Origin of the sequence: Ramlibacter aquaticus, from assembly GCF_015159745.1 — a bacterium.
GTDB lineage: Bacteria > Pseudomonadota > Gammaproteobacteria > Burkholderiales > Burkholderiaceae_C > Ramlibacter > Ramlibacter aquaticus.
On the sequence record NZ_JADDOJ010000032.1, the window covers coordinates 19,201 to 44,246 of the forward strand.

The 25,046-nt window shown below is 70.5% G+C and carries 20 protein-coding genes and 1 pseudogene; 6 read left to right on the forward strand and 15 right to left on the reverse strand.

All coding sequences use genetic code 11. From position 1 onward, the window contains the following. The first annotated feature begins 148 nt into the window (after positions 1–148). The gene (locus tag IM725_RS09690; RefSeq protein ID WP_193780381.1) at positions 149–1,369 is read left to right on the forward strand and encodes an SUMF1/EgtB/PvdO family nonheme iron enzyme; all 1,221 of its coding nucleotides are present in this window, start codon (positions 149–151) and stop codon (positions 1,367–1,369) included. On the opposite strand, the gene IM725_RS09695 is transcribed toward IM725_RS09690, so the two are convergent. Further along, positions 1,341–2,471 (reverse strand): substrate-binding domain-containing protein, encoded by a 1,131-nt coding sequence (locus IM725_RS09695; RefSeq protein WP_193780382.1) that lies wholly within the window; start codon positions 2,469–2,471, stop codon positions 1,341–1,343. The two genes, IM725_RS09690 and IM725_RS09695, sit on opposite strands and share 29 nt — an antisense overlap. 101 nt (positions 2,472–2,572) lie before the next feature. On the opposite strand from IM725_RS09695, the gene IM725_RS09700 reads away from it, so the two are divergent. The 3 genes from IM725_RS09700 to IM725_RS09710 are packed head-to-tail and all read left to right on the forward strand — an operon-like array spanning position 2,573 to position 4,802. Further along, complete coding sequence (locus IM725_RS09700; protein WP_193780383.1) at positions 2,573–3,304, forward strand: ABC transporter permease; 732 nt, start codon at positions 2,573–2,575, stop codon at positions 3,302–3,304. Beyond that, on the forward strand, positions 3,301–4,002 hold the full coding sequence (locus IM725_RS09705) for an ATP-binding cassette domain-containing protein (protein WP_193780384.1): 702 nt from the start codon (positions 3,301–3,303) through the stop codon (positions 4,000–4,002). Before IM725_RS09700 ends, IM725_RS09705 begins: the two co-directional genes overlap by 4 nt. Continuing rightward, complete coding sequence (locus IM725_RS09710) at positions 3,999–4,802, forward strand: substrate-binding domain-containing protein (RefSeq protein ID WP_193780385.1); 804 nt, start codon at positions 3,999–4,001, stop codon at positions 4,800–4,802. Before IM725_RS09705 ends, IM725_RS09710 begins: the two co-directional genes overlap by 4 nt. A gap of 3 nt (positions 4,803–4,805) precedes the next feature. Here the strand turns inward: IM725_RS09710 and IM725_RS09715 are convergent, their stop codons facing one another. The 3 genes from IM725_RS09715 to IM725_RS09725 form a co-directional block, all read right to left on the reverse strand. Beyond that, positions 4,806–6,101 carry a TRAP transporter large permease gene (locus tag IM725_RS09715; RefSeq protein ID WP_193780386.1) on the reverse strand — a complete coding sequence of 432 codons (1,296 nt, stop codon included), beginning with the start codon at positions 6,099–6,101 and terminating at the stop codon, positions 4,806–4,808. After that, the gene (locus IM725_RS09720; protein WP_193780387.1) at positions 6,094–6,603 is read right to left on the reverse strand and encodes a TRAP transporter small permease; all 510 of its coding nucleotides are present in this window, start codon (positions 6,601–6,603) and stop codon (positions 6,094–6,096) included. Before IM725_RS09720 ends, IM725_RS09715 begins: the two co-directional genes overlap by 8 nt. Before the next feature lie 64 nt (positions 6,604–6,667). Continuing rightward, positions 6,668–7,639: a TRAP transporter substrate-binding protein gene (locus IM725_RS09725; RefSeq protein WP_193780388.1), complete on the reverse strand. Its 972-nt coding sequence runs from the start codon at positions 7,637–7,639 to the stop codon at positions 6,668–6,670. A 135-nt stretch (positions 7,640–7,774) separates the two neighbouring features. Between IM725_RS09725 and IM725_RS09730 the strand changes: the two genes are divergently transcribed. Continuing rightward, positions 7,775–11,362: a hydantoinase B/oxoprolinase family protein gene (locus tag IM725_RS09730; RefSeq protein ID WP_193780389.1), complete on the forward strand. Its 3,588-nt coding sequence runs from the start codon at positions 7,775–7,777 to the stop codon at positions 11,360–11,362. A gap of 99 nt (positions 11,363–11,461) precedes the next feature. Here the strand turns inward: IM725_RS09730 and IM725_RS09735 are convergent, their stop codons facing one another. From IM725_RS09735 to gyrA, 11 genes are all read right to left on the reverse strand, one after another. Next, entirely contained in the window at positions 11,462–11,995 is a 534-nt protein-coding gene (locus IM725_RS09735; protein WP_193780390.1) for a ComEA family DNA-binding protein, read from the reverse strand. A gap of 88 nt (positions 11,996–12,083) precedes the next feature. Further along, complete coding sequence (rfaD, locus tag IM725_RS09740) at positions 12,084–13,079, reverse strand: ADP-glyceromanno-heptose 6-epimerase (protein ID WP_193780391.1); 996 nt, start codon at positions 13,077–13,079, stop codon at positions 12,084–12,086. Continuing rightward, on the reverse strand, positions 13,076–14,005 hold the full coding sequence (gene rfaE1, locus IM725_RS09745) for a D-glycero-beta-D-manno-heptose-7-phosphate kinase (RefSeq protein ID WP_193780392.1): 930 nt from the start codon (positions 14,003–14,005) through the stop codon (positions 13,076–13,078). Before rfaE1 ends, rfaD begins: the two co-directional genes overlap by 4 nt. 180 nt (positions 14,006–14,185) lie before the next feature. Beyond that, a complete protein-coding gene (gene lapB / locus IM725_RS09750) occupies positions 14,186–15,319 on the reverse strand; it encodes a lipopolysaccharide assembly protein LapB (protein ID WP_193780393.1) in 1,134 nt (377 codons plus the stop codon). Then, the gene (locus IM725_RS09755) at positions 15,309–15,590 is read right to left on the reverse strand and encodes a LapA family protein (RefSeq protein WP_193780394.1); all 282 of its coding nucleotides are present in this window, start codon (positions 15,588–15,590) and stop codon (positions 15,309–15,311) included. Before IM725_RS09755 ends, lapB begins: the two co-directional genes overlap by 11 nt. Before the next feature lie 20 nt (positions 15,591–15,610). Then, a complete protein-coding gene (locus IM725_RS09760; RefSeq protein ID WP_193780395.1) occupies positions 15,611–15,934 on the reverse strand; it encodes an integration host factor subunit beta in 324 nt (107 codons plus the stop codon). A 110-nt stretch (positions 15,935–16,044) separates the two neighbouring features. Continuing rightward, positions 16,045–17,721, reverse strand: a complete 1,677-nt coding sequence (rpsA, locus tag IM725_RS09765) for a 30S ribosomal protein S1 (protein WP_193780396.1) — start codon at positions 17,719–17,721, stop codon at positions 16,045–16,047. A 196-nt stretch (positions 17,722–17,917) separates the two neighbouring features. Beyond that, complete coding sequence (locus IM725_RS09770) at positions 17,918–19,909, reverse strand: bifunctional 3-phosphoshikimate 1-carboxyvinyltransferase/cytidylate kinase (RefSeq protein ID WP_193780397.1); 1,992 nt, start codon at positions 19,907–19,909, stop codon at positions 17,918–17,920. Between the two features lie 22 nt (positions 19,910–19,931). Beyond that, entirely contained in the window at positions 19,932–20,810 is an 879-nt protein-coding gene (locus tag IM725_RS09775) for a prephenate dehydrogenase (RefSeq protein ID WP_193780398.1), read from the reverse strand. Positions 20,811–20,812: 2 nt separating this feature from the next. After that, positions 20,813–21,892 (reverse strand): prephenate dehydratase, encoded by a 1,080-nt coding sequence (gene pheA / locus IM725_RS09780; protein ID WP_193780399.1) that lies wholly within the window; start codon positions 21,890–21,892, stop codon positions 20,813–20,815. After that, positions 21,889–24,555, reverse strand: a complete 2,667-nt coding sequence (gene gyrA, locus IM725_RS09785; RefSeq protein ID WP_193780400.1) for a DNA gyrase subunit A — start codon at positions 24,553–24,555, stop codon at positions 21,889–21,891. Before gyrA ends, pheA begins: the two co-directional genes overlap by 4 nt. A gap of 235 nt (positions 24,556–24,790) precedes the next feature. Between gyrA and IM725_RS09790 the strand changes: the two are divergent. Then, a pseudogene (locus IM725_RS09790) lies at positions 24,791–25,046 on the forward strand (outer membrane protein OmpA); the annotation flags it as partial.

The window sequence follows — 25,046 nt, forward strand, 5'->3', positions numbered from 1 at the left end:
CTTGAGTGCCGGGAAAGTGTCGGCCAGGGGGTGGCGGGCAGCATCGGGCCAAACCCGTAGATTGGTCAGGCCACTCGACCGCTTGCGGCGTTTCCGCAGTGACGCACAGCCTGCGGGTGCAGACCTCACAGCCATCAATAATGCGTGCATGCCTGAGCAGAACGCCTACGCCGCCGGCCGCGACGCCCTGTCGCTCGCCCTGATGGATGCGCGCAACCGCACGCTGTCCCTGCTGGCGGCCTTCGACACCGCGCCCGCCGAGGGCCAGCCCGCCTGGCCGGCCGCGGCACAGCGCGACGCGGCCTGGATCGCGGGCCACATCGCCTGGCTGGCCGAGTACTGGATCATGCGCAACCCGCAGCGCGGCCTGGGCCCGGCCTGTCCGGCCGGCGGCGCACGGCTGGCCTCCATCGACCCGCCTGCGGACGCGCTGTACCACGCGGGCCTGGCGGGCGCGGCCGCCACGCTCGAGCTGCCGGCGCCCGGGGCCGTGCGGCCCTACCTGCTCGAGACCCTGGAGGCCACGCTGGAACTGCTGGAGCGCACGCCCGACGATGCGGCCTCGCTCTGGTTCTTCCGCGCGGCCCTGCTGCACGAGGACCTGCGCGCGGAACAGCTGGCCGCCCTGGCCCAGGCGCACGGGGTGCCGCTCGCGCTGTCGCTGCCGCCGGCCTTCCGGCCGCGCGACGCCATCCTGGTGCCGGCCACGCGCTGGCGGCTGGGCCTGCCGCCGGGCGATGTCGGCCGCGACATCGAGGACGGCTCGCTCGAGGTCGAGGTGCCGGAGTTCGAGATCGACGCCCAGCCCGTGTCGTGGTCGCAGTTCGCCGAATTCGTGGACGACGGCGGCTACGACAGGCGTGAGCTGTGGAGCGAGGCCGGCTGGGCCTGGCTGGCGCAGGCCGCCGCCGGCGAGGGCCGCCGCGCGCCGCGCCACGTGGAGCAGATTGGCGCGGCCAGCGGCGCCGTGCTGCGCTCGGTGTTCGGCCGCATGGCGCGCATGGGGCCGGGGCAGGCCGTGATGCATGCCAGCGCCTGGGAGGCCGAGGCCTGGGCCCGCTGGGCCGGCCGGCGCCTGCCCTCGGAGCCGGAGTGGGAGGTCGCGGCCCACCTGGGCGCGCGCCAGGGCCTGCGCACGGGCGAGGGCCTGGAATGGACCGCCACCACGCTGCGGCCCTGGCCCGGCGCCACGCCCGCGGTCTGGCTCGCCGGTGGCGACCTCGACGCCCAGCCCTGGCAGGGCCAGGCCCGGGTGCTGCGCGGGGCCGCCTTCGCCAGCCCGCCGCGACTGCACCACCCGCGCCGGCGCGCTTTCGCCGCGCCCGGCGACGACCTGCTCTTCACCGGCTTCCGGACCTGCGCGGCCTGAGCGCACGGCGCGGCGGCGGTGCCTCGAAGCGCCACCAGGGCAGCTCGCGCCGCAGGCTCAGCACCTGGCCGCTGCGCGAGGGCGTGTAGCCGGGCAGGCCGGCGATGCGATCGCGCCAGCCGCGGCTGCGCAGCACGCGCCGCAGCGAGGCGACCGGCGGCTCGTCCAGCGCGTCCTTCAGGCAGGCGAGGTGGTAGTGCTCCTCCAGCAGCGGCACGAAGCCCAGGCCCAGGGCGCGCGCCGCCGGCTCGATGCACAGGCCCACGTCGGCCGCGCCCGAGGCCACCGCCTGCGCCACCGCGGCGTGCGAGGGTTCGGGCGCCTGCAGGCCGCGGATCGAGTCCGGCAGGATGCCGGCGGCCTGCAGCATCTCCTCGAACAGCAGCCGCGTGCCCGTGCCCAGCGCGCGCGGCACGAAGCGGGCCCGTTGCCGCGCGATGTCCACCACAGAGCCCAGGCCCAGCGGGTTGCCGGGCGCCACCGCCAGGCCCTGCCAGCGGCGGGCGAAGCCGATCAGCTTGTGGCGGCCCGGCTCCAGCAGCGGCTGGTAGGTGCGCTGCGCCAGCGAGCCGGGCGCGGGCTGCGCGGGCGTGTGGAAGCCCGCCACCACGCAGCGGCCCTCGTTGAGCGCGCTGATCGCGTCCACGCTGCCGACGAAGCGCATGTCCAGCTGCAGGCCCGCGCCGCCCGCGTGGCCGCGCAGCGCGGACACGGCCTCGTCGTGGCTGGCGAACAGGGTCAGCACCTGCACCTGCGGGTCGAAGGCGAGGGCGAAGGCCCGCTCCAGCTCGCCGCGCACCGCCTCGAGCTGCGGCGCGATGCGGGCCTGGGCCTGGCGCTCGGCCCACAGCAGCTTGGTGGCGAAGGGCGAGAGCCGTGCCGCCTCGCCCTGCGACCAGCCCACCAGCGGCTGGCCGAGCTCGACCTCCCAGCGCTTGAGCTGGCCCCAGGCGTGGCGGTAGGAGACGCCCAGCCGGCCGGCGGCGGCGACGATGGACCCGCCCTCCTGCACGGCCTGCAGCAGGTCCACCAGCGGATGCCCCAGGCCGGGCGGGCCGGCGGGACCCTCGTTCAGGCGGTAGGCGAACTCGACGCGGCGCATGCGCCGATTGTGCCGCCCGTGGCGACACCTTATGCATGCTTTTGCATAGGGATGACCTTTCCCCGGCGCGGGCGGGCCGCCCCGGCTAGCATCTCGCCCCCATGAATGCGTTTTCCGACAGCCTGGCGCAGGCCCTGGCCCTGGTGGCCGGGGCGGACGCCGCGCTCTGGTCCATCGTCGGCCGCTCCCTGCTGGTGAGCGGGCTGGCCTGCGCCATCGGCTGCGTGGCCGGCCTGGCGCTGGGGGCCTGGCTGGGGGTGGCGCGCTTCGCCGGCCGCGGCATGGTCCTGGCCGGGCTGAACACCCTGCTCGCGCTGCCCTCGGTGGTGGTCGGCCTGGTGGTCTACCTGCTGCTCTCGCGCACCGGCCCGCTGGGCTTCCTGGGCTGGCTGTTCTCGCTGCGCGCCATGGTGCTGGCGCAGGTGCTGCTCGTGGTGCCCGTGGCCGCCGCGCTCACGCGCCAGGCGGTGGAGGACGTGGACCAGGCCAGCGGCGAGCAGCTGCGCTCGCTGGGCGCGGGGCCCTGGATGCGTGCCGCCCTCATCGCCTGGGACGAACGCTTCTCGCTGCTGACCGTGGTCATCGCCTGCTTCGGCCGGGCGGTGTCCGAGGTGGGCGCGGTGATGGTGGTGGGCGGCAACATGGACGGCTTCACCCGCGTGATGACCACCGCCATCGCCCTGGAGACCAGCAAGGGCGACCTGCCCCTGGCGCTGGGCCTGGGCCTGGTGCTGATGGCCGTGGTGCTGGCCCTCAACCTGGGCATCGCCGCGCTGCGGCGCTGGCGGGCCGGGCGGGGCGGGGCCGCGCTGCCGGGCACGGTGCTGGCGTGAGCGCCCTGCTGGACCTGCAGGGCGTGGCCCTGCGCTTCGGGCCGGCCGTGGCCCTCCAGGACATCAGCCTGCGTGTGGCGCGGGGCGAGCGGGTCGCGCTGATCGGCGCCAACGGCAGCGGCAAGAGCAGCCTGCTGCGTGTCATGCACGGCCTGGAGCGCCCCAGCGAGGGCCTGGCCCGCCATGAGGCCGGCGCCCGCCAGGCCATGGTGTTCCAGCGGCCCTGGCTGATGCGCGGCCCAGCCCTGAACAACGTGGTGCTGGGGTTGTGGCTGGCCGGCCAGCCCTGGCGCGCCTCGCGCGAGCGGGCTGCGCAGGCCCTGGCCCACGTGGGCCTGGCCGAGCAGGCGCAGCGGCCCGCCCGGGCCCTGTCCAGCGGGCAGCAGCAGCGCCTGGCCCTGGCGCGGGCCTGGGCCCTGGCGCCCGAGCTGCTGTTCCTGGACGAACCCACTTCCAACCTCGACCCGCACGGCAAGCGCGACGTCGAGGCGCTGATGGCCGACTTCGGCCGCCAGGGCATGACCCTGGTCTTCGCCAGCCACAACCTGGGCCAGGTCAAGCGCCTGGCCAGCCGCGTGGTCTACCTCGAGCACGGCCGCATCCTCGCCGACCTGCCGGTGCACCAGTTTTTCGACCGCGCGCTTCTGGAACGCAACTCCCACGAAGCCGCACTGTTTGTCAAAGGAGAACTCGCATGAAATTCCGCCGTATCCTCGCCGCGCTGCTGCTGGCCGCGGGCGCCGCCGCGCACGCCACGGACATTACCGTGGCGTCGACCACATCCACCGAGCAGTCGGGCCTGTTCGGCCAGCTGCTGCCGGCCTTCACCCAGGCGACCGGCATCGGCGTCAAGGTGGTGGCCGTGGGCACCGGCCAGGCGATCGACATCGCCCGCCGCGGCGACGCCGACGTGCTGTTCGTGCACGACCGCGCAGCGGAGCTGAAGTTCGTCGCCGAGGGCGGCACGCCGCGGCGCTATCCGGTGATGTACAACGACTTCGTACTGGTGGGCCCGCGCAGCGACCCGGCCGGCGTGAAGGGCCAGGACATCACCGCCGCGCTGGGCAAGCTGGCCGCGGCCAACGCGCCCTTCATCTCGCGCGGCGACCGCAGCGGCACCAACGCCGCCGAACTGCGCTACTGGAAGGCGGCGAACCTGGCCGACCACAAGGGCAGCGGCTACCGCGAGTGCGGCTGCGGCATGGGCCCGGCGCTGAACATCGCCAGCGCCGGCAACGCCTACGTGCTGACCGACCGCGGCACCTGGCTCTCGTTCCGCAACCGCGGCGACCTGGCGATCCTGGTGGAAGGCGACAAGCGGCTCTTCAACCAGTACGGCGTGATGGTGGTGAACCCGCAGAAATTTCCGCAGGTGAAGGCCGCCGAGGCGCAGAAGTTCGTCGACTGGGTGACCTCGCCCGCCGGGCAGCAGGCCATCGCCAGCTACAAGGTCGGCGGCGAGCAGCTGTTCTTCCCGAACGCCGGCACCGACAACTGAGGCCTACATCCGCGAGGGCATCCAGGTGGCGAGCTGCGGGAAGAACCACAGCAGCAGCACCATGCCGCACATGAGGAAGAAGAAGGGCAGGGTGACGCGCGCGATCCAGGTGATCTCCTTGCCCGTCATGCCCTGCAGCACGAAGAGGTTGAAGCCCACCGGCGGCGTGATCTGCGCCATCTCCACCACGATGACGATGAAGATGCCGAACCACACCAGGTCGATGTGGGCGGCCTGCACCGTGGGCAGGATGACGCCCATGGTCAGCACCACCATGGAGATGCCGTCCAGGAAGCAGCCCAGGATGATGTAGAACACGGCCAGCGCCAGGATCAGCATGAAGGGCGACAGGCCCAGCTCGGTGACGAACTCGGCCAGGTGGCGCGGCAGCCCGATGTAGCCCATGGCCAGCGTCAGGAACTGCGCCCCGGCCAGGATCAGCGCGATCATGCAGTACAGGCGCGTGGCGCCCAGCAGCGAATCGCGGAAGGTCGCCCAGTTCAGCGAGCGCTGCACGCCCGACAGGATCAGCGAGCCGGCCACGCCCACGGCGGCGGCCTCGGTCGCGGTGGCGAAGCCGGAGTAGATCGAGCCCAGCACCGCGCCGATCAGCAGCACCACCGGGATCAGGTGGCGCGACTCGAACAGCTTCTCGCGCAGCGTCATCGCGGCATCGGGCGGCGGCACGCGGTCGCGGTTCATCGTCGCCCACACCGCCAGGTAGCCCGAGAACAGCGACGCCAGCACGATGCCGGGAAGGATGCCGGCGACGAAGAGGCGGGCGATGGACACGTCGGCCGTCACGCCGTAGACGATCATGATGATGGACGGCGGGATCAGCAGGCCCAGCGTGCCGGCGCCGGCGAGCGAGCCGATGGTGATGTCCTCCGGGTAGCCGCGCCGGGCCAATTCGGGCAGCGTCATCTTGCCGATGGTGGCGCAGGTGGCGGCCGAGGAGCCGGACACCGCCGCGAAGATGGTGCAGCCGATCACGTTGGTGTGCAGCAGCCGGCCGGGCAGGCGGTTCACCCAGGGGGCGAGCCCGCGGAACATGCTCTCGGACAGCTTGGTGCGGAACAGGATCTCGCCCATCCACACGAACAGGGGCAGGGCGGTGAGCGTCCAGCTGGAGGCCGCGCCCCAGACCGTGATCGCCATCGCATCGCCGGCCGGCCGCGAGGAGAACATCTGCATGCCGATCCAGGCCACGCCGGCCAGGGTGAGGCCGATCCACACGCCGCTGCCCAGCAGGGCGAACAGCACGACCATGAGCAGGCTGGTGATGGCGACGTCACTCATTGTGCAGGGCCTCTTCGCTTTCCTTGACCACGCGCCGGCCGGTGAACTCCAGCCACCATTCGTCCATGAAGGCGATGAGCAGCACCACCGCGCCCAGGGCCATGCCCAGCTGCGGCAGCCACAGGGGCGTGGCGTCGTTGCCGGTGGAGATGTCGTTGATGACGTGCGACTGCCAGGCCAGGCGCACCGCGTAGAAGGCGAAGAGCAGCGCCAGCAGCGTCGCCGCCGAGAGCGCCCACATCTCCAGCGCATGGCGCGCTCGCCCCTGCAGGCGCCCCAGCACCAGCGTCACGCGGATGTGCTCGTTGTGCTTGAGCGTGTGCGCCAGCGCCAGGAAACCGGCGCAGGCCATGCTGTAGCCCGCGTAGGCGTCCGTGCCCTGGAAGTTGATGCCCAGCTGGCGGGTGACGATGGAAGCCAGCACCATGGCCAGCACGCCGATCATCGCGATCGCGGCCAGCCAGGCGCAGGCGTCATACAGGAAGTCGAGCGCTCTTCTCATTCCGTGCCGCCGGCGCAGGGCGCCGGCGTCCCCTCTCGGTGTCAGGTGCGTGTCGTGGTGCCGCTCAGGGCTTCATGTAGGCGTCGATCAGCTGCTTGCCCTCGGGGCCGGCCTTCTCCAGCCATTCCTTGAGCATCGTGTCGCCCACCTTCTTCAGGTCGGCCTTGAGCTGCGCGGGCGGCGCGACGATCTCCATGCCGTTCTGCTTGAGCAGGCCGATGGTGCGGGCGTTCTCGGCCTTGGAGGCGGCCCAGCCGCGCGTCTCGGCCTCGGCGGCAGCCTTCAGCAGGGCATCCTGCGTGGGCTTGTCCAGGGCATTGAAGGCGGCCTTGTTCACGATCACGGCGTTCTTGGGCAGCCAGGCCTGGGTGTCGTACCACTTCTTCAGATGCTCGTAGGTCTTGGTGTCGTAGCCGGTGGAGCCGGAGGACATGTAGGAGTCGACCACGCCGGTGGCCAGCGCCTGCGACAGCTCGGCCGCCTGCACCGTGACGGGCTGCGCGCCCACCAGCTCGGCGATGCGCGCGGTGGCGGGGCTGTAGGCGCGCCACTTCAGGCCCTTCATGTCGGCCGCGCTGTTGAGCGTGCGGTTGGTGTAGATGCCCTGGGGCGGCCAGGCCACGGCGTAGAGCAGCATCATGCCCTGCTCGCCCAGCTTCTTGTCCAGGAACGGCTTCTGCGCCTTGTACAGCTTCATGGACGCTTCGTAGCTGTCGGCCAGGAAGGGGATGCCGTCAGCGCCGTACAGCTGCCACTCGTTCTGGAAGTTCACGAGCAGGATCTCGCCGATCTGGGCCTGGCCCTGTTGCACCGCGCGCTTGATCTCGGGCGCCTTGTACAGCGAGGCGTTGGGGTGCACCGTGATCTTCAGCTTGCCGCCCGTGGCCTTGTCCACCTCGCCGGCGAAGTGCATGAGGTTCTCGGTGTGGAAGTTGCTCGCCGGGTAGGCGGCGGGCAGGTCCCATTTGGCTTGGGCGAATGCACCGGCGCTGCCCAGGGCAAGTGCGGCGGCGAGCAAGGCATGTCTGCGATTCATGGGCTCTCCAGGAAGACGGACGTGGGGATCGAAGTGGAAGCGGACAGCATACGGGCAATTGCCGTGCCAGCTTCCTTGGGATTTCCCCCTGCCCGCGCGCATGGCAACATCGCAGGCATTCTGGCGAGAGCAGCGATGACCCAACGAGACACCTGGCAGTTCTGGATCGACCGTGGCGGCACCTTCACCGACGTCGTGGGCCGGCGGCCCGACGGCAGCCTGGTGACCCACAAGCTGCTGTCCGAGAACCCGGGGCGCTACCGGGATGCGGCGGTGGCCGGCATCCGCCACCTGCTGGGCCTGGCCGAGGGCGAGCCGGTGACGCCCCAGCGGGTGGAGTGCGTCAAGATGGGCACCACCGTGGCCACCAACGCGCTGCTGGAGCGCAAGGGCGAGCCCACGCTGCTGGTCACCACGCGGGGCTTCCGCGACGCGCTGCGCATCGCCTACCAGAACCGCCCGCGCCTGTTCGACCGCCATGTGCTGCTGCCCGAGCTGCTCTACAGCCGCGTGGTCGAGGCGCAGGAGCGCCTGTCGGCCCAGGGCGAGGTGCTGCAGGCGCTGGACGAGGACGCGCTGCGGCGCGAACTGGTGCACGCCCATGCCCAGGGCCTGCGCAGCGCGGCCATCGTCTTCATGCACGGCTACCGCTTCACCGCGCACGAGGCGGCCGCGGCGCGCATCGCTCGGGAGGTCGGCTTCACGCAGGTCAGCACCTCGCACCAGACCAGCCCCATGATGAAGTTCGTCAGCCGCGGCGACACCACGGTGGTGGATGCCTACCTCTCGCCCATCCTGCGCCGCTACGTGGAGCAGGTGGCGGCGGAGATGCCGGGCGTGCGCCTGTTCTTCATGCAGTCCTCGGGCGGCCTGGCCGACGCGCACGCCTTCCAGGGCAAGGACGCGATCCTCTCCGGCCCGGCGGGCGGCATCGTGGGCATGGCGCGCACCGCGCAGCTGGCCGGCCACGCCCGCGTGATCGGCTTCGACATGGGCGGCACCTCGACCGACGTCTCCCATTTCGCCGGCGAGTTCGAGCGCGAGTTCGAGACCCAGGTGGCGGGCGTGCGCATGCGCGCCCCCATGATGAGCATCCACACCGTGGCCGCGGGCGGCGGCTCCATCCTGGCCTTCGACGGTGCCCGCTTCCGCGTCGGCCCGCACAGCGCGGGTGCGAACCCCGGGCCGGCCTGCTACCGGCGCGGCGGCCCGCTCGCGGTGACGGACGCCAACGTGATGCTGGGCAAGATCCAGCCGCGCTGGTTCCCGCCGGTGTTCGGCCCGCAGGGCGACGAGCCGCTCAGCCACGAGGCCAGCGCCCTGAAGTTCGCCGAGCTGGCCGAACGCACGGGCCGCAGCCCCGAGGACGTGGCCGAGGGCTTCGTCGCCATCGCGGTGCAGCAGATGGCGAACGCGATCAAGAAGATCTCGGTGGCGCGTGGCTACGACGTCACCCGCTACACCCTGCAGTGCTTCGGCGGCGCCGGCGGCCAGCACGCCTGCCTGGTGGCCGACGCGCTGGGCATGGAGCGCGTGCTGGTGCATCCGCTGGCCGGCGTTCTGTCGGCCTACGGCATGGGGCTGGCCGACCAGAACGTCATCCGCGAGCAGGCTGTGGAACTGCCGCTGGCCGAAGCCTCGCTGGCGGCCGTGGAGGAGCGGCTGGATGCGCTGGCCAAAGCGGCGCGCGAGGAACTCGAGCGCCAGCAGGTCGCCCGTGGCGCGGCCACGGTGCACCGCCGCGTGCACGTGCGCTACCAGGGCAGCGATTCGGCCCTGGTCGTGCCCTTCGGCAGCCTGGCGGAGATCGTCGCCGGCTTCGAGTCGGCCTACCGGCAGCGCTTCGCCTTCCTCATGGCGGGCAAGGCCCTGGTGGTGGAGGCCGTCTCGGTGGAGGCCGTGGTCGCGGGCGATGCGCCGGCCGAGCCCGCGCAGGCCCTGCATCCGCCGCGCGAGCTGCCGCGCCGGGACACCGTGCGCATGTACTCGGGCGGCCGCTGGCACGAGGCCGCCCTGGTGGTGCGCGAGGACCTGCGGCCCGGCGACCGCATCCCGGGGCCGGCCATCATCGCCGAGCGCAACGCCACCACGGTGGTCGAGCCCGGCTGGGAGGCCGCGCTCACCGCGCTGGACCACCTGGAGCTCGCGCGGCGCGTGCCGCGCGAGGCTCGCTACGCGGCCGGCACCACGGTGGACCCGGTGCTGCTGGAGGTCTTCAACAACCTCTTCATGAACATCGCCGAGCAGATGGGCCTGCAGCTGCAGAACACCGCCTACTCGGTCAACATCAAGGAGCGGCTGGACTTCTCCTGCGCGCTCTTCGACGCCGAAGGCCACCTGATCGCCAACGCGCCGCACATGCCGGTGCACCTGGGCTCCATGGGCGAGAGCATCAAGACCGTGATCCGCGAGAACGCGGGCCGCATGGCGCCGGGTGACGTGTACGTGCTGAACGATCCCTACCACGGCGGCACGCACCTGCCGGACGTCACCGTGATCACCCCGGTGTGGCTGGAAGGCGGCGGCGATGCGCCCCTCTTCTATGTCGGCTCGCGCGGCCACCACGCCGACATCGGCGGCACCACGCCGGGCTCCATGCCGCCCTTCTCGACCCGCATCGAGGAGGAGGGCGTGCAGATCGACAACGTCAAGCTGGTCGAGCGCGGCGTGCTGCGCGAGCAGGAGATGCTGGCCCTGCTGGCCAGCGGCGAGTACCCCAGCCGCAACCCGCAGCAGAACCTGGCCGACCTGAAGGCCCAGATCGCCGCCAACGAGAAGGGCGTTCAGGAGCTGCGCAAGATGGCGGCGCAGTTCGGCCTGGACGTGGTGCAGGCCTACATGCGCCACGTGCAGGACAACGCGGAGGAGTCGGTGCGGCGCGTGATCACGCGGCTGCGCGACGGCTTCTTCTCCCTGCCGCTGGACAACGGCGCGAAGATCCAGGTGGCGATCCGGGTCGACGCCGGCGCGCGCAGCGCCGAGATCGACTTCACCGGCACCTCGCCCCAGCAGACCAACAACTTCAATGCGCCGCGCGCGGTCTGCATGGCCGCGGTGCTCTACGTCTTCCGCACGCTGGTGGACGACGAGATCCCGCTGAACGCCGGCTGCCTCAAGCCGCTGAAGGTGATCATTCCCGAAGGCTGCATGCTCAACCCCAACCCGCCGGCCTCGGTGGTGGCGGGCAACGTGGAGACCTCCATGTGCATCACCAACGCGCTCTTCGGCGCGCTGGGCGTGATGGCGTCCAGCCAGTGCACCATGAACAACTTCACCTTCGGCAACGCGCGGCACCAGTACTACGAGACCATCGCGGGCGGCACCGGTGCCGGCGAGGGATTCGACGGGACCTCCGTGGTGCAGGCCCACATGACCAACTCCCGGCTGACCGACCCCGAGGTGCTGGAGTTCCGCTTCCCGGTCCGGCTGGAGAGCTACGAGATCCGGCGAGGCTCGGGCGGCTTCGGCCGCTGGAAGGGGGGCGACGGCGGGGTGCGCCGCGTGCGCTTCCTGGAGCCCATGACGGCCAGCATCCTGTCCAACGGCCGCCACCACGGGGCCTTCGGCATGGCCGGCGGCGAGCCGGGGCAGGTGGGGCTGAACCAGGTGCTGCGCGTGGACGGCCGGGTGGAAGCGCTGGACCACATCGGCAGCGCCGAGATGGCCCCGGGCGACATCTTCGAGATCCACACGCCCGGCGGCGGGGGCTACGGCCGGGCCTGAGCGCGGCCTGCCCATCCGGCCTGCCCGCGCGCAGGCCGGGCCCATGAAAAACGGCCGCTTGACGCGGCCGTTTTCGTATCTCCCGCAGGGGAGCGGCTTTTACTTCTTGCTGGCGCTGGCGGCGCTGGCCGCGGGCTTGGCGCTGTCGGCCTTGGCCTTGGCCTTCGCTTCGGCCTTGGCTTCCTTGTCGGCCTGCTTCTTCGCCTTCTTCTCTTCCTTGGCGGCGGCCTTCTCTTCCTTGGCCGTGGCCTTGGCGTCCTTGGACGCCGCCGGCGCGGCGGCCGTGGCGGCGGGCGCGGCCTTCTTCTCTTCCTTGGCCATGGCGGCCGGGGCTTCCTTCTTCGTGCTGGCCGCGGCCGGGGCGGCGCCCTTGAAGCTCGCGCCGTTCACGGTCAGGCCGTTCTCGGACAGCTTGGCGGCGCTCTTGTCGCCCACGCCCTTCACGCGGTTGATGAAGTCGTCCCAGTCCTTGAAGGGCGCGTTCTTGCGCTCTTCCACGATGCGGGTCGAGATGGCCGGGCCGATGCCCTTGACACTGTCGAGTTCGGCCGAGGTGGCCTTGTTCACGTCGACGGCCGCGAAAGCCACGGCGGCGTAGAGCATGACCATGAAGGCCAGCAGTTTCTTCAGCATGGAGTCTCTCCTTGGGTGGACGGGCGCCCCAGGGCGGGGCCTTTTCCTAACGGCTTCGGGCCGGAGCCGGTTGACCCGGCACCGCGGCTCAGCCCGCCAGGGTCTTCATGTAACGCGCGACACCGGTCGCGACGTCGGCGAAGGCATGGTCGCAGCCGGCCCGGCGCAGCGCGCTGAGGTCGGCCTGCGTGAAGCACTGGTACTTGCCGCGCAGCGCGTCGGGGAAGGGCACGTACTCGATCAGGCCCTGCGCGGCCGCGGCGGCGGCGTCCAGGGGCGTGGCCGGCTGGGCCAGCGCGTTGACCACCGCCACCGCCACGTCATTGAAGGGCTGGGCGCGGCCGCTGCCGAGGTTGAAGATGCCGGAGCGGTCGGGGTGGTCGAAGAACCAGAGGTTGACCGCCACCACGTCATCCACGAAGACGAAGTCGCGCATCTGCTGGCCGGCCGCGTAGCCGCCGTACTCGCCGAAGAGCTTCACCTTGCCGAGCTCGCGGAACTGGTGGAACTGGTGGAAGGCCACGCTGGCCATGCGGCCCTTGTGCTGCTCGCGCGGGCCGTACACGTTGAAGTAGCGGAAGCCCGCCACCTGGTGCTGCATGCGGCTGAAGTCCGCGCCGCACTCGCGGCGCATGCGCTGGTCGAACAGCAGCTTGGAGTAGCCGTACACGTTCAGCGGCGCCTCGAACTCGGGCGATTCGGTGAAGCTGGACGAGCCGCCGTAGGTGGCGGCCGAGGAGGCGTACAGCAGCCGGGCGCCGCGCTCCTGGCAGGCGCGGAACAGGCCGCAGGACAAGGTGTAGTTGTTGTCCATCATGTACTTGCCGTCGCTTTCCATGGTGTCGCTGCACGCGCCCTCGTGGAACACGGCCTCGACGCTGCCGAACGCGCCGTCGGCGAAGGCGTCGTAGAACAGGTCCATGTCGACGTAGTCGGCGATCTTCAGGTCGGCGAGGTTCCTGAACTTGTCGCCCTGCGTGAGGTCGTCCACGCAGATGATGTCGTCGATGCCGCGCGCGTTCAGGCCGCGCACGATGTTGCTGCCGATGAAGCCGGCGGCGCCGGTGACCACCACGCGCGTCATGCGAACAGCTCCTCGTAGGACACGGTGGCGGTGCCGAACTTGCCGACCACGATGCCGCCGGCCTTGTTGGCCAGCGGGACCGCCTCGCGCAGGGGCATGCCCGCCGCGACCAGGGTGGCCAGCGTGGCGATCACGGTGTCGCCCGCGCCGGTGACGTCGAACACCTCGCGCGCCTGCGCGTCCACGTGCAGTTCGCCGTCGGCGTCGAACAGGCTCATGCCGTCCTCGCCCAGGGTGACCAGCAGGGCATCCAGGCGCAGCGATTCACGCAGGGCCTGGGCCTTGGCGCGCAGTTCGCCGGCGTCCTTCCAGGCGCCGGTGACCTGTTGCAGCTCGGCGCGGTTGGGGGTGATCACGCTGGCGCCTGCATAGCGGGTGTAGTCCGAGCCCTTGGGGTCCACCAGCACCGGCCGGCCCTGGGCCCGCGCGGCGGCGATCATGCGCGGGATGTGGGCCAGGCCGCCCTTGCCGTAGTCGGAGAACAGCACGGCGTCGTGCGCGCCCAGCAGGCCGTCGAAGGCCTGGTTCTGCTGCGCCAGGGCTTCGTGGTCGGGCTCGTTCTCGAAATCCATGCGCAGCAGCTGCTGCTGGCGGCCGATCACGCGCAGCTTCACGGTGGTCTTGAGCCCCGGGTCGCGCTTGAGGTGGGCGGCGATCCCGGTCTCGTGCAGCAGCGCGTCCAGCCGCCGGCCGGCTTCGTCGTCCCCCACCACGCCCAGGAAGCTGGCCTTCGCGCCCAGCGTCACCACGTTGTAGGCCACGTTGGCCGCCGCGCCGATCCGCTCTTCCTCGCGCGTCACCTTCACCACCGGCACCGGTGCCTCCGGCGAGATCCGCTCCACCGAGCCATGCCAGTACCGGTCCAGCATGGCATCGCCCACCACGAGCACGCGCGCGCGGCCGAGCTCTTCCTTCGATATCTTCATGGAACCAGACTGTAATCCACCGGGAAGACGCTTCCAACGCGGCGAGCCGCAGGCGAAGCCCCTTCCAGGCCGCCGCGGAACCGGCTGTGCCGGGCCGCCGGTGGCGCCCCCTTGAGGGGGAGGCGGCCGCAGGCCGCTTCGGGGGGCGGCGCAAAGGGTCGATGAACTACTGAGCGAAGCTCAGAGTTCTTCGACCCGCCGCGCCGGATAACTGTCCCATGCCTGGCACCCCGGGCACTGCCAGAAATGCTGCTTGGCCTCGAAGCCGCAGGCCGCGCAGCGGTAGCGCGTGAGCGGCTTGCAGGCGTGCTCCAGCGCGCCCTGGATCTGGCCGTGGAATTCCTGGTGCTCCAGGCGCTCGCCCGCCAGCCAGCGGGTGGCGGCGACCAGCGAGGTCTCGTTCTCCAGGTGGCGCACATACCAGTCGCGCGTGACCTCCGGGTCGCTCTCCAGCGAGGCCAGGGCCTCCAGCACGTCCAGCGAGCGGAACAACTCGTAGCCGGTGCCCAGGATCTCCTGGCCCTCGGCCACGCGCCCGGTGGCCTTGGCCGCATCGGCCAGGGAGCGTGCGATCAGCGGCAGGGCGGCGGGCACCTTCTGCGCCGCCCGCGCCAGGGTGCGCCAGGTGCCTTCGAAATCGCCCGCCGCCCACTGCAGGGCCGCCAGGTCGATGCGGGGCCGCGGGGCGTCCGGCGCGGCCTTCTTGGCCTGGCGCAGCAGCGGCTCGGCCTGGTCGGCGGGCAGCGTGGCGGCCTGCTCGCACAGGTAGTGCGCCTGGCGGCTGCCGAAATCGCCCTGGCCCAGCTCGTTCAGGCGGGCAGCGATCTCGGAGGCGCGCTTCCAGTCGCGGGTGCGCTCGTAGATGGCCAGCCGGGCCAGCAGGGCCTGGCCTTCGTAGGGCGTCTTGTCCAGCTTGCGCAGCGCGTCCTCGGCCCGGTCCAGCAGGCCGGCCTTGAGGAAGTCCAGGGCCAGCGCATGCTGGGCCCGGTGGCGCTCGGCCTTGGTCAGGTCGCCGCGCGAGAGCAGGTGCTCGTGCACGCGCACCGCGCGGTCGTACTCGCCGCGGCGGCGGAACAGGTTGCCCAGGGCGAAGTGCAGCTCCGAGGTGTCGGGGTCGCTCTTGACGGCCTCGATGAAGGCGTCGATGGCCTGGTCCTGCTGTTCGTTCAGCAGGAAATTCAGGCCCTTGAAGTAGGCCTTGGGGGCCTGCTTGTTGTCGATGCGCAACTGCCGCAGGTCCAGCCGGGAGGCCAGCCAGCCCAGCCCGAAGGCGATCGGCAGGCCCCAGAGGAGCCAGGTCAGGTCAAAGTCCATGCGGCGGCGCCTCGAGGTCGGGGGTGGGGGAGCCCGTGGCGGCCTTGTGCGCCCGGCGCGCGGCACGCCGGTGCTTCCACCAGCGCGGCACCATGCCCAGCGCGCCCACCGCCACGCCCAGGGCGAAGGCGGCCAGCAGCACCAGCACCAGCGGGGCGCGCCACTCGGTGCCGAAGAAGAAGTGCACCGCGGCGTCCTGCTGGTTGTTCAGGGCGAAGGCGAAAAGGGTAAAAAAAATGGCTGCCTTGAGCAGCCATGTCAGATATTTCATCGAGCTCCTCGAGCGCGATTCTAGGCGCCCGCGGCCCGTCTTTCATCCGCCTGCAATTCGGCGGTGCGCTCGTCCACCGCTTCGCGCAGGGCCTTGCCCGGCTTGAAGTGGGGCACGCGCTTCTCGGGGATCTGGACGCTTTCACCCGAACGCGGGTTGCGCCCCAGGCGCGGTGGCCGCCGGTTGATCGAGAAGCTGCCGAAGCCGCGGATCTCGATCCGGTGGCCACGCACCAGGGCCTCGCCCATGGCGTCCAGGATGGTCTTCACCGCGTACTCGGCGTCGCGATGCGTGAGCTGCCCGAAGCGGGCCGCCAGTTCTTCCACCAGGTCGCTGCGTGTCATGGATGCGTCGTGCTCGCGGGACCCTGCCACCTGGCGCCATCCGCGCGGGCGAAGGGCCCCAGGGGCCCTCCGCCGGCGGGATGCCGCCGGGCGCCGGGGTCAGCCGGCCATCACTTCTCGAGCTTGGCCTTGAGCAGCGCGCCCAGGTTGGTCGTGCCCGCGTTCTCGCGCGAGGACTGCTGGCTCAGGGACTGCATGGCTTCCTGCTGGTCGGCCATGTCCTTGGCCTTGATGGACAGCTGGATGTTGCGGGTCTTGCGGTCGATGTTGACCACCACCACGTTGACCTCGTCGCCTTCCTTGAGCACGTTGCGGGCATCTTCCACGCGGTCGCGGGAGATTTCGCTGGCGCGCAGGTAGCCCATGACTTCGTGGCCCAGGTCGATCTCGGCGCCCTTGGCGTCGACGGTCTTGACCTTGCCGCTCACCGCGGAGCCCTTGTCGTGCACCGAGACGAAGGTGGTGAAGGGATCGGCGTCCAGCTGCTTGATGCCCAGGCTGATGCGCTCGCGGTCCACGTCCACGGCCAGCACGACGGCGTCGACTTCCTGGCCCTTCTTGTAGTTGCGCACGGCCTGCTCGCCCGGCTCGTTCCAGGACAGGTCGGACAGGTGCACCAGGCCGTCGATGCCGGCGGCCAGGCCGACGAACACGCCGAAGTCGGTGATCGACTTGATCGGGCCCTTGACGCGGTCGCCGCGCTTGGTGTTCTGCGCGAATTCCTGCCAGGGGTTGGCCTTGCACTGCTTCATGCCCAGGGAGATGCGGCGCTTGTCCTCGTCGATTTCCAGGACCATGACTTCCACTTCGTCACCCAGGGAGACGACCTTGGAGGGAGCCACGTTCTTGTTGGTCCAGTCCATTTCGGAGACGTGCACCAGGCCTTCGATGCCGGGCTCGAGTTCCACGAACGCGCCGTAGTCGGCGATGTTGGTGACCTTGCCGAACATGCGGGTGCCGGTGGGGTAGCGGCGGGACACGCCCAGCCACGGATCGTCGCCCATCTGCTTCAGGCCCAGGGACACGCGGTTCTTCTCGGTGTCGAACTTGAGGATCTTGGCGGTGATTTCCTGGCCGGCCTGCACCACTTCGCTCGGGTGGCGGACACGGCGCCAGGCCATGTCGGTGATGTGCAGCAGGCCGTCGATGCCGCCCAGGTCCACGAACGCACCGTACTCGGTGATGTTCTTGACCACGCCACGGACGATGGAGCCTTCCTTCAGGGTTTCCATCAGCTTGGCGCGCTCTTCGCCCATGGAGGCTTCCACCACGGCGCGGCGGCTCAGCACCACGTTGTTGCGCTTGCGGTCCAGCTTGATGACCTTGAACTCGAGGGTCTTATTCTCGTAGGGGGTCAGGTCCTTGATGGGACGGGTGTCGATCAGCGAGCCCGGCAGGAAGGCGCGGATGCCGTTGACCAGGACCGTCAGGCCGCCCTTGACCTTGCCGGTGGTGGTGCCGGTGACGAATTCGCCGGACTCCAGGGCCTTTTCCAGGGCCATCCAGGAGGCCAGGCGCTTGGCCTTGTCGCGCGACAGGATGGTGTCGCCGTAGCCGTTTTCGATGGCGTCGATGGCCACCGACACGAAGTCGCCCACTTGGACTTCGGTCTCGCCCTTGTCGTTCTTGAATTCCTCGAGCGGCACATAGGCTTCGGATTTCAGGCCGGCGTTGACGACCACGAAACTGTGCTCGATGCGCACCACCTCGGCGGTGATGACCTCGCCAGCGCGCATTTCCGAGCGCTGCAGGGATTCTTCGAACAGTTGGGCAAAGGATTCAGACATTCAGGTTCCTTGCACGACCGCAGGTTTCCGCGAGGCACCATTGCCCGGCGTTTCTAAGACTGCGACGGCGTTGTTTGCGGCTTGGGGCCGCGGTTCAAGTTGCGATCCCACCGGCCCGGTGCGCTGTCGCGCGGCAGGAGGCTGGTGGGGCCTGTTGCCAACCTGCCGGGCGGACCCGGCGGGCTGTTCGCAGCCTTCAGGCGTGCCTGAAGGACTGCTTGTCTTCCCACCAGCCAAGGACCTGGGCCACCGATTCGGCGATCCCTTGGTCGGAGTTGTCCAGCAGGAGGGCGTCCTGCGCCGGCTTGAGCGGGGCGACGGCGCGCTGTGTGTCGCGTGCGTCGCGCGCTTCCAGGTCGGCGCGAAGAACGTCGATTTTAGCCGGAATACCCTTGGAAATCAATTGCTTATGGCGGCGTTCGGCGCGCCGGGCGGCGCTGGCGGTGAGGAACACCTTGAGCGGCGCGTCCGGGAAGATCACGGTGCCCATGTCCCGGCCGTCGGCGACCAGGCCCGGCAGCCGCCGGAAGGACTGCTGCAGCTCGACCAGGGCGGACCGCACCGAGGGCAGGGCGGAGACCTGGGAGGCGTCCATGCCGGCCGCCTCGCTGCGGATGGCCTCGCTGACGTCCTCCCCGCCCAGGATGACCCGCTCGCCCTCGAAGCGCACCGGCAGCGTGGCCGCCAGCCGGGCGATGGACTGCTCATGGGCGGTGTCCAGCGCCAGCCCGGCCCGGCGCGCGGCCAGCCCGGTGATGCGGTAGAGCGCGCCTGAATCCAGGTAGTGGTAGCCCAGCGTCTGTGCCAGCTGCGAGGCCAGCGTGCCCTTGCCGGAGGCCGTCGGGCCGTCCACGCAGATGACCGGGATGTGCGGGGTGTCGGTGCGCGCGGTGTCGAACAGGGCCTCGAAGTAGTCCGGGAAGGTCTTGCCCACGCAGCGCGGGTCCAGGATGCGCACGTGCACCCCGGCCGGGTTGAAGGCCGCCAGCGAGAAGCACATCGCCACCCGGTGGTCGTCGTAGGTGTGGATGGCGGCCGGCCGCCAGCGCGCGGGCGGCGCGACGCGCAGGAAGTCCGCGCCTTCCTCCACCTGGGCCCCCAGCTTGCGCAGCTCGATGGCCATGGCCGCGATGCGGTCGGTTTCCTTGACGCGCCAGCTGGCGATGTTGCGCAGCGTGGTGGTGCCGTCGGCGTAGAGGGCCATCACGGCCAGCGTCATGGCGGCGTCCGGGATGTGGTTGCAGTCCAGGTCGATCGCCTTCAGCGGCCAGGCGCCGCGCCGCACTTCCAGGGCATTGGCGAAGCTGGTGACCTCGGCGCCCATCTGGCGCGCCGCGTCGATGAAGCGGATATCGCCCTGGATGGACGATTCGCCCACGCCCTCGATGCGCAGCGGCGCCGCGGTGGCCGCGATCGCGCCCAGGGCGATGAAGTAGCTGGCCGAGGACGCGTCGGCCTCGACGTGGATCTCGCCCGGCGACTGCAGCCGGCTGCCGGCCGGGAGGGTGAAGCGCTGCCAGCCTTCGCGGCGCACGGCGACGCCGAAGCGCGCCAGCAGCGACAGGGTGATCTCCACGTAGGGTTTGGAGATCAGTTCGCCCACGACCTCGATCACGATGTCCTGCCGCGCCACCAGGGGCAGGGCCAGCAGCAGGGCGGTGAGGAACTGGCTGGAGACGTCGCCGCGCACGCGGATGGGCGCGTCCAGGCGGAGCTGCGGCCGGCCGATGCGCAGGGGCGGGTAGCCGGGCTGGCCCAGGTCCTCGATGCTGCAGCCGAGCTGGCGCAGCGCGTCCACCAGGTCGCCGATGGGCCTCTCGCGCATGCGCGGCACGCCGTCCAGCTCGAAGTCGCCGCCCAGCACCGCCAGCGCGGCCGTGAGCGGGCGCATGGCGGTGCCCGCGTTGCCCAGGAAGAGCTTCAGCGGGCCGGGCGCGGCGATGCGGCCGTCCAGGCCGGTGATGTGCGCGGTGCTGCCCGAGCGCTTCACGCCGCACCCCAGCTGCCGCAGCGCGTCCAGCATGACCCGCGTGTCGTCCGAGTCCAGCAGGTCGTGCACCGTGGTGCGGCCGGCGCTGAGCGCGGCCAGCAGCAGCACGCGGTTGGAGATGCTCTTGGAGCCGGGCAGGTGGACGGTGCCGGCCGCGGTTTGCAGCGGCGGCAGGTCGAGGAACTCGGTGGAAAACATGGCGGGCCCGCCGGCGGGCGGCTCAGGAAGACTTGCGGTGGGTACCCATGCGCCAGTGGGCGCGCAGGTGGCTGGCCTGGCCGATCGCGGCCTCGAGCGCCTCGGCGTTGCCGCCCTCGACCATGCGCTCCAGCGCCTGCAGGGCCTCGCGGAACAGGCGCGACTGCGTGAGCAGCTCCTCGCGGTTGGCCAGCAGGATGTCGCGCCACATCTTGGGCTCGCTGGCGGCGATGCGGGTGAAATCGCGGAAGCCCGGCCCGGCCAGCCCGAGGAAATCCTGACCGCGCGGCTGCGCGGCGATGGCGTTGACCAGCGCGAAGGCGACCATGTGCGGCAGGTGGCTCACGGCCGCGAAGGCCGCATCGTGCGCCTCCGGGCTCATCTGCTCCACGTGACAGCCCAGCGCCTGCCACAGCGCCTCGGCGCGGGCCAGGTGGCGCGGGTCGGTGCGCTCGATCGGCGTGATGATGAGCTGGCGCCCGTCGTACAGGTCGGGATCGGCGTTCTCCACCCCCGACAGCTCCTTGCCGGCCACCGGGTGGCAGGGCACGAAGCAGCCGACGTTGTCGCGCAGCAGGCGGCGGGCGGCGTCGACCACGTCGCGCTTGGTCGAGCCCACGTCCATCACCAGGGTCTGCGGCGTCACCAGGTGGCGGATCGCCTTGAAGGTGGCTTCGGTGGCGGCCACGGGCACGGCCACCAGCACCACGTCGGCCCCCGAGACGGCCAGCAGGGCCGAGGGCGCCTCGACGTCGATCACGCCCATGGACAGGGCGCGCGCGGTGGTGGTGGGCGACTTGCTGTAGCCCACCACGCGCTTGACCAGGCCCGCGCGCTTGAGCGCGAGCGCGAAGGAGCCGCCCATGAGGCCGCAACCGATGAGTCCGAGCTGCTCGAACATGCTCAGTCCGCCACCGGGTAGGTGCCCAGCACCTTGTAGAACGCGCACAGCGACTGCAGTTCGGCCAGCGCCGCCGCCACCTGGGGCTGCGAGGGGTGGCCCTGCAGGTCGATGTAGAAGAAGTATTCCCACTGGCCCGAGCGCGCCGGGCGCGACTCGAAGCGCGTCATGGACACGCCGTGGCGCTTGAGCGGAGCCAGGATGTCGTGCACCGCGCCGGGCCGGTTGGGCACCGACACCACCAGGCTCACGCAGTCCTGGCCCGAGGCCTGCGGCGCGGCCAGCACCTGCGGCAGGCAGACCACCGCGAAGCGGGTGCGGTTGAAGGCTTCGTCCTGGATGGCGTGGGCCGCCACGTGCAGGCCGAATTCGCTGCCCGCGCGCTCGCTGGCGATGCCGGCCCAGGCCGGGTTGGTGGCCGCCAGGCGGGCGCCCTCGGCATTGCTGCTCACGGCACGGCGCTCGGCCCCGGGCAGGTGCTTGGACAGCCAGCCCTGGCACTGGGCCAGCGCCTGCGGATGCGCCAGCACCACCTCGACACCGTCCAGCGAAGGCGACAGACGCAGCAGGTGGTGGCGAACCAGCAGGCTGATCTCGCCGACGATGTGCAGCGGTGAATGCAGAAGCAGGTCCAGCGAACGCGTGACCACGCCCTCGCTGTTGTTCTCGACCGGCACCACGCCGAAATCGGCGGTGCCCGAGGTCGCGGCCTGGAACACCTCGTCGAAGTTGACGCAGGGCACGTGCTCGATGCTGGAGCCGAAGAACTCCACCGCCGCCTGCTCGCTGAAGGTGCCCTTGGGCCCCAGGTAGGCGACGCGCTGCGGCGCCTCCAGCGAGCGGCAGGCCGACATGATCTCGCGCCAGACCGTCGCCACCTGCGCGGCCTTGAGCGGGCCCGGGTTGCGCTGCTGCAGGTTGTGGATCACCTGCGCCTCGCGCTCGGGCCGGTAGACGGTGGAGCCTTCCTTGCGCTTGAGTTCGCCGACCTCGTTGGCGAGCGCGGCGCGGCGGTTCAGCACGGCCAGCAGTTCGCGGTCGACCGCGTCGATGGCGTCGCGCAGCTGGGCCAGGTCCCTCATTCGCTGGCCGTCCCTGCGCCGCCGGCGCCCTCGTCACCCCCGGCGGCCTCGCCCTCGACCTCGTCGCCGGCCTCGGGCTGGGCGTCGTTCTCGACGATGCGCTGCAGGCCGCTCAGCTTGGAGCCGTCGTCCAGCGCCATCAGCGTCACGCCCTGGGTGGCGCGGCCGAGCTCGCGGATCTCGCTGACGCGGGTGCGCACCAGCACGCCCTTGTCGGTGATCAGCATGATCTCGTCGTTGGCGTGCACCAGCGTGGCGGCCACCACCTTGCCGTTGCGCTCGCTCTGCTGGATCGCGATCATGCCCTTGGTGCCGCGGCCGTGCCGCGTGTACTCGGTGATGGAGGTGCGCTTGCCGAAGCCGTTCTCGGTGGCGGTGAGCACGCTCTGCGTCTCGTCCTCGGCCACCAGCATGGCGATCACGCCCTGGCCGTCCTCCAGCTGCATGCCCTTCACGCCGCGGGCGGCGCGGCCCATGGGACGCACGTCGTTCTCGTCGAAGCGCACGGCCTTGCCGTTGTCGGAGAACAGCATCACGTCGTGCTTGCCGTCGGTGAGTGCCGCGCCGACGAGGAAGTCGCCGTCGTCCAGGTCGACGGCGATGATGCCGGCCTTGCGCGGGTTGCTGAACTCGTCCAGGGCCGTCTTCTTCACGGTGCCCATGGAGGTCGCCATGAAGACGTAGTGGTCGGCCGGGAAGCTGCGGAATTCACCCGTCAGCGCCAGCACCACGTTGATCTTCTCGCCCTCGGCCAGCGGGAACATGTTGACGATGGGCCGGCCGCGCGAGCCGCGCGAGCCCGAGGGCACTTCCCAGACCTTGAGCCAGTACATGCGGCCGCGGTTGGAGAAGCACAGGATCCAGTCGTGCGTGTTGGCGATGAAGAGCTGGTCGATCCAGTCGTCTTCCTTGGTGGCGGTGGCCTGCTTGCCGCGCCCGCCGCGCTTTTGCGCCCGGTACTCGCCCAGCGGCTGGCTCTTGATGTAGCCCGAGTGCGAGAGCGTCACCACCATGTCGGTGGGGGCGATCAGGTCCTCGGTGCCCAGGTCCTGGGCGTTGTGCTCGACCACGCTGCGGCGCGCGCCCAGCTTGGTCTGGCCGAATTCGGTCTTCAGCGCGGTGAGTTCGTCGCCGATGATGGTGGAGACGCGGGACGGCTTGGCCAGGATGTCGAGCAGGTCGTCGATCTCGGCCATCACTTCCTTGTACTCGGCCACGATCTTGTCCTGCTCCAGGCCCGTGAGGCGCTGCAGGCGCATCTGCAGGATTTCCTGCGCCTGCGTGTCGGAGAGGCGGTACAAGCCGTCGCGGCCCATGCCGTAGCCGGCTTCCAGGCCCTCGGGGCGGTAGTCGTCGGCGTTGATGGTGCCGCCGTCCTCGCGCGTGCGGGTCAGCATCTCGCGCACCAGCTGGCTGTCCCAGCTGCGCGCCATCAGCTCGGCCTTGGCCACCGGCGGCGTGGGCGATTCGCGGATGATGCGGATGAACTCGTCGATGTTGGCCAGCGCCACCGCCAGGCCTTCCAGCACGTGGCCGCGCTCGCGGGCCTTGCGCAGGTTGAAGACGGTACGGCGGGTGACGACTTCGCGCCGGTGCTGCAGGAAGACCTGGATCAGGTCCTTCAGGTTGCACAGCCGGGGCTGGCCGTCCACCAGCGCCACCATGTTCATGCCGAAGGTGTCCTGCAGCTGGGTCAGCTTGTACAGGTTGTTCAGCACCACCTCGGGCACTTCGCCGCGCTTGAGCTCGATCACCAGGCGCATGCCCGACTTGTCGGACTCGTCCTGGATGTGGCTGATGCCCTCGATCTTCTTCTCGTGCACCAGCTCGGCCATGCGCTCCTGCAAGGTCTTCTTGTTGACCTGGTAGGGCAGCTCATCCACGATGATCGCCTGGCGCTGGCCGCGGTCGATGTCCTCGAAGTGGCACTTGGCCCGCATAACCACCCGGCCGCGGCCGGTGCGGTAGCCCTCGCGCACGCCCTGCATGCCGTAGATGATGCCGGCGGTGGGGAAGTCGGGCGCCGGGATGATCTCCATCAGCTCATCGATGGTGGCGTCCGGGTTCTTCAGCAGGTGCAGGCACCCGTCCACCACCTCGTTGAGGTTGTGCGGCGGGATGTTGGTGGCCATGCCCACCGCGATGCCGCCCGAGCCGTTCACCAGCAGGTTGGGTACCCGGGTGGGCAGCACCAGCGGCTCTTTCTCGCTGCCGTCGTAGTTGGGCCCGAAGTCGACCGTTTCCTTGTCGATGTCGGCCAGCATCTCGTGCGCGATCTTCGACAGCCGGATCTCGGTGTAGCGCATGGCGGCGGCGTTGTCGCCGTCCACCGAGCCGAAGTTGCCCTGGCCATCCACCAGCATGTGGCGCATGGAAAAGTCCTGCGCCAGGCGGACGATGGTGTCGTACACCGACTGGTCGCCGTGCGGGTGGTACTTGCCGATGACGTCGCCGACGATACGGGCCGACTTCTTGTACGGCCGGTTCCAGTCGTTGTTCAACTCGTGCATCGCGTACAGCACGCGCCTGTGCACCGGCTTCAGGCCGTCGCGCGCATCCGGCAGCGCCCGCCCCACGATCACGCTCATGGCGTAGTCGAGGTAACTGCGCCGCATCTCCTCTTCGAGGCTGACGGGCAGGGTTTCTTTGGCGAATTGGGTCATGGAGGGGGTTGCCGTGCGGGCGCGAAGCCTTTTATTTTACGTCCGCGGGGGTCATGTCGCTCTGCAGCAACAGAGGCCGGGGGATGCGGTCTTGTCCTACGCAGGCCCCAAAGGCTCGGCCGTTGCTTGTGTAAGGACGTGTGGCACAATGAGCCGTGACGCTTTTGGTGATGGTCACCTGAAACGTAGCAATGGCGCAGCGCGGCTGCGGCTTTTTTCCCCCAAGAGGAGAACCATGAAGAAACTGAACAAAGTGGCCCTGTTGATCGCCGCCGCAGCCCTTTCCGCTGGCGCGCAGGCCGCTGTGGAAGCTGCCGATGGCGGCAAGCGCGTGGACAACTGGGTCAACGGCACCGGCGAACTCGTCTGGAAGAACGGCACGAACGAACTGTGCTGGCGTGATGCCACCTGGACCCCCGCCACGGCCGCCAAGGGCTGCGACGGCGCCCTGGTGCCCCCGCCCCCGCCGGCTCCCGCCGCGGCCCCGGCTC

Excerpts from the sequence above, each read along its gene's own strand:
- IM725_RS09690 (WP_193780381.1), top strand. The coding sequence starts at position 149 with ATGCCTGAGCAGAACGCCTACGCCGCCGGCCGCGACGCCCTGTCGCTC.
- IM725_RS09695 (WP_193780382.1), bottom strand. The coding sequence starts at position 2,471 with ATGCGCCGCGTCGAGTTCGCCTACCGCCTGAACGAGGGTCCCGCCGGC.
- IM725_RS09700 (WP_193780383.1), top strand. The coding sequence starts at position 2,573 with ATGAATGCGTTTTCCGACAGCCTGGCGCAGGCCCTGGCCCTGGTGGCC.
- IM725_RS09710 (WP_193780385.1), top strand. The coding sequence starts at position 3,999 with ATGAAATTCCGCCGTATCCTCGCCGCGCTGCTGCTGGCCGCGGGCGCC.
- IM725_RS09715 (WP_193780386.1), bottom strand. The coding sequence starts at position 6,101 with ATGAGTGACGTCGCCATCACCAGCCTGCTCATGGTCGTGCTGTTCGCC.
- IM725_RS09720 (WP_193780387.1), bottom strand. The coding sequence starts at position 6,603 with ATGAGAAGAGCGCTCGACTTCCTGTATGACGCCTGCGCCTGGCTGGCC.
- IM725_RS09725 (WP_193780388.1), bottom strand. The coding sequence starts at position 7,639 with ATGAATCGCAGACATGCCTTGCTCGCCGCCGCACTTGCCCTGGGCAGC.
- IM725_RS09730 (WP_193780389.1), top strand. The coding sequence starts at position 7,775 with ATGACCCAACGAGACACCTGGCAGTTCTGGATCGACCGTGGCGGCACC.
- IM725_RS09735 (WP_193780390.1), bottom strand. The coding sequence starts at position 11,995 with ATGCTGAAGAAACTGCTGGCCTTCATGGTCATGCTCTACGCCGCCGTG.
- rfaD (WP_193780391.1), bottom strand. The coding sequence starts at position 13,079 with ATGACGCGCGTGGTGGTCACCGGCGCCGCCGGCTTCATCGGCAGCAAC.
- rfaE1 (WP_193780392.1), bottom strand. The coding sequence starts at position 14,005 with ATGAAGATATCGAAGGAAGAGCTCGGCCGCGCGCGCGTGCTCGTGGTG.
- lapB (WP_193780393.1), bottom strand. The coding sequence starts at position 15,319 with ATGGACTTTGACCTGACCTGGCTCCTCTGGGGCCTGCCGATCGCCTTC.
- IM725_RS09755 (WP_193780394.1), bottom strand. The coding sequence starts at position 15,590 with ATGAAATATCTGACATGGCTGCTCAAGGCAGCCATTTTTTTTACCCTT.
- IM725_RS09760 (WP_193780395.1), bottom strand. The coding sequence starts at position 15,934 with ATGACACGCAGCGACCTGGTGGAAGAACTGGCGGCCCGCTTCGGGCAG.
- rpsA (WP_193780396.1), bottom strand. The coding sequence starts at position 17,721 with ATGTCTGAATCCTTTGCCCAACTGTTCGAAGAATCCCTGCAGCGCTCG.
- IM725_RS09770 (WP_193780397.1), bottom strand. The coding sequence starts at position 19,909 with ATGTTTTCCACCGAGTTCCTCGACCTGCCGCCGCTGCAAACCGCGGCC.
- IM725_RS09775 (WP_193780398.1), bottom strand. The coding sequence starts at position 20,810 with ATGTTCGAGCAGCTCGGACTCATCGGTTGCGGCCTCATGGGCGGCTCC.
- pheA (WP_193780399.1), bottom strand. The coding sequence starts at position 21,892 with ATGAGGGACCTGGCCCAGCTGCGCGACGCCATCGACGCGGTCGACCGC.
- gyrA (WP_193780400.1), bottom strand. The coding sequence starts at position 24,555 with ATGACCCAATTCGCCAAAGAAACCCTGCCCGTCAGCCTCGAAGAGGAG.